Source organism: Sphingobacterium sp. HSC-15S19 (genome assembly GCF_050433745.1).
GTDB lineage: Bacteria > Bacteroidota > Bacteroidia > Sphingobacteriales > Sphingobacteriaceae > Sphingobacterium > Sphingobacterium siyangense.
In genome coordinates this window covers 1-3,127 of sequence record NZ_JBNPWQ010000086.1, presented here as the reverse complement: position 1 = coordinate 3,127, position 3,127 = coordinate 1, and the positions used below count along the sequence as shown (strand labels likewise).

The window sequence follows — 3,127 nt, the reverse complement described above, 5'->3', positions numbered from 1 at the left end:
TATAATTGTAAAGGATTTTCAGGATTACCAAAAAATGCTGTAAGATCTATTTAGGACTAATGGTTAAATCTGTAAAGTTTTTTCAGGACGAGACATACGGTGCATATTCCGCACCATACTACACCACCATTCCGCTCCAAAGTACACCAGTGATTCCGCTGCAAAATACACCACTTTGGTGTAAATTTTTAGCAGCCTAATTATAAGTTGGCGGTCTTTTAGACTGTTCTAGAAAGACTGCCATTCCGACACAAAGTGCACCAATAATTCCGCGGCAAACTACACCACTGGATATTTAAGAAAAAAAGATTGCTAAGTTGGGCCTGTATTAGACCTAACGATATGGCAAACAGACCTCTAAATATGCAGAAGATAAGACAGATATTGCTGTTTTTGGAACGTGGCTTTTCCCAGCGTTCCATCGAAAGGGAGACCGGTATCAATAGACGCACCATCGCAGGTTATTTGCAGCGGTTCGCCGACAGCGGATTCAGTATTGCGGAACTGCTCCTTTTTTCCGATGCCGAGCTGGAGGCCTATCTTAATGCGGGCAAAGCGGAACAGATAGAAAAAGATCCCCGCCGGATACATCTTGAATCGCAGTTTTCCTATCTATTTTCCGAACTCCGTCGTGTAGGTGTTACGCGTCAGCTGTTATGGCAGGAATATATCATTGAATATCCCGATGGCTTTGGCTATTCCAGATTCTGTGAACTTCTACAGGAACATATCCGCAAACAGGGAGCCACCATGCGTTTTGAACATGAGCCCGGGAAGCTGCTGCAGGTAGACTTTGCTGGTGATATGCTGCATTATGTGGATACCGACAGTGGTGAACTGATAGCCTGTCCTGTTCTGGTGGCCGTATTGCCTTTTAGCGGTTATAGTTATGTGGAAGCGCTCATTAATGCATCCCTGCCGCAGGTATTGCGGGCGCTTAACAATGCCCTTGGCTATTTTGGAGGTGTACCCTTATCGGTAAAGTCGGACAATATGAAACAGTGGGTCGTGCGCAGTAACCGTTACGAACCAAAGTTCGCCGATATGCTGGAGCAATGGGCCAATCATAACAACATAGCGCTCCTGGCCGCACGTCCTGCAAAACCTAGGGATAAGGCATCAGTGGAAGGTGCTGTTAAAATAACCTATCAACGGATATACGCTCCACTCCGGAATGAGACCTTTAAAAGTATCAGCGAACTGAACCTGGCGATAGGTCTACAGCTTAAAGAGCACCATCAGAAAAACTTCCAGCGCAAGACTTTCAGCAGAACAGAGCTTTTTGAAAGTAGTGAGAAACCGATCTTAAATCCGTTGCCGGAAAATTCTTTCATAATGAAACACTATACGCGTGCAAAGGTGCAACGTGATTATCATGTGGTACTGGGTGAGGACTGGCACTTCTACAGTGTACCTTCCAAGCATATAGGAAGCACGGTAAATATTATTTATTGTACCGATACCGTTGAAATATACATCGGAAGCACCCGTGTAGCCCTTCACAGGCGCAGCTATAAAAAACACGGTTATACGACCGACAGAAATCATGAACCACCACATCACCGCCACTTTCGCGAGCGCCTGGCCTGGAATCCTGATGACTATCTTTCAAGGGCAGAAAAATACGGCGTTGCCACCCGGGAATACTTTCAAAAGGTGATGGATAGCAAACTGATCATAGACCAATCCTATCGGGCCTGTCAGGGACTCCTCAGGCTGGCATCGCTTTATCCAGGCCGCATAGAAGCCGCCTGCCAAAGAGGGCTAAAAGGCCACCGCTTTAATTATATGGCCATAAAAAATATCCTTGACAACAAGATGGACATGCTGGAAAAAGAAGACCGGCCCACTGCCGGTTATAGCATTCCGCTACACCGGAACATCCGGGGGGCTGATGAATACAAATAAAAACAGACACATAAATCAACAACAGAAATGAACACAGATCAAACTATCGAACAGCTCAGATCAATGCGCCTGACTGGCATGGCCCGCCGCTATGAAGCAGTCGCCTCCTTACCGGTACACGAAATCCAGGATGTCCATGAACTATTGGGGTCTATGGTACAGGCCGAACTGGAATACCGTGACCATACCAGAACCCAGAAATATCTCAAAGCCAGCCGGCTCAGGTACAACGCTCTTCCGGAAGAGATCATCTGCAATGCAGAAAGGGGCATCACACGTGAACAGGTGCTCCGACTTTCAGACGGCTCTTTTATACATCGTGGAGAAAATGTTCTTATCACAGGGGCTACAGGCTCAGGTAAGAGCTTTTTGGCCTGTGCGCTGGGAAGGTCGGCCTGTCTGCTAGGCTTTAAAACGCTATACTTCAGCATGAACCGCTTTATGGATACCGTTGTACAGACCAGGCTCGATGGTACTTATCTGAAATGGATAAAGGGTATTGCAAACCAAAAGTTACTCATATTGGATGACTTCGGGTTAAAATCTATAGACACTGACACTCGGCTTGCACTGCTAGATATATTGGAAGACAGATATGGAAATAGCTCTGTTGTCATAACTTCTCAGCTACCGATTGAAGCATGGTACAACTTTATTGATGAGCCAACACTTGCGGATGCGATAATGGACAGATTGACAGCTTCCGCACACAGACTATCGCTACAGGGGAAGTCTTTGAGAAAGAAAAAAAATCATTAAGTTTGAAAAGTTAATACAATCCAGTTGTAAAATAGCTCGGGTTATTGGTCACTAAATCTGGTGTACTTTCGTCCGGAATCCGTGGTGTACTTTTGTCGGAATATTCATTACGGGAATGGACCGTTTTTTTGGTTGCTGGAAATGGACGCAGGAACTGCGGCAACGGATTATCAAAGAAACAGGACTTCCCATCAGTTTTGGACTTTCGGTCAACAAAACAGTTTCAAAGATCGCTACCGGTCAGGCCAAACCCTGTGGCGAAAAGCATGTCAACAGCGGAACAGAAAAAGGATTTCTGGCGCCATTGTCCATCCGAAAAATACCGATGGTAGGAGAGAAGTCCTTTACACTACTCCGCAACATGGTGTAATCGGTAAATCAGAATACACAACTTTTGGCAATTTAGAGTGCAGCAAAAATGGCACTAACGGTGCAGCATTTTTGGCAATAAGGAATGCAG

3 protein-coding genes are annotated in these 3,127 nt (G+C 45.6%); all 3 read left to right on the top strand.

Annotated features, from left to right (window positions below):
• The first annotated feature begins 342 nt into the window (after positions 1-342).
• The 3 genes from istA (at position 343) to L1283_RS28340 (ending at position 3,037) form a co-directional block, all read left to right on the top strand.
• Positions 343-1,908, top strand: a complete 1,566-nt coding sequence (istA, locus tag L1283_RS28350; protein ID WP_070566337.1) for an IS21 family transposase — start codon at positions 343-345, stop codon at positions 1,906-1,908.
• Between the two features lie 27 nt (positions 1,909-1,935).
• Complete coding sequence (gene istB / locus L1283_RS28345; protein ID WP_070566339.1) at positions 1,936-2,667, top strand: IS21-like element helper ATPase IstB; 732 nt, start codon at positions 1,936-1,938, stop codon at positions 2,665-2,667.
• A 115-nt stretch (positions 2,668-2,782) separates the two neighbouring features.
• Complete coding sequence (locus L1283_RS28340; RefSeq protein ID WP_429626808.1) at positions 2,783-3,037, top strand: hypothetical protein; 255 nt, start codon at positions 2,783-2,785, stop codon at positions 3,035-3,037.
• The last annotated feature ends 90 nt before the right edge of the window (positions 3,038-3,127 follow it).

Coding starts and splice junctions, on each gene's coding strand:
- L1283_RS28340 (WP_429626808.1), top strand. CDS start 2,783: ATGGACCGTTTTTTTGGTTGCTGGAAATGGACGCAGGAACTGCGGCAA.
- istA (WP_070566337.1), top strand. CDS start 343: ATGGCAAACAGACCTCTAAATATGCAGAAGATAAGACAGATATTGCTG.
- istB (WP_070566339.1), top strand. CDS start 1,936: ATGAACACAGATCAAACTATCGAACAGCTCAGATCAATGCGCCTGACT.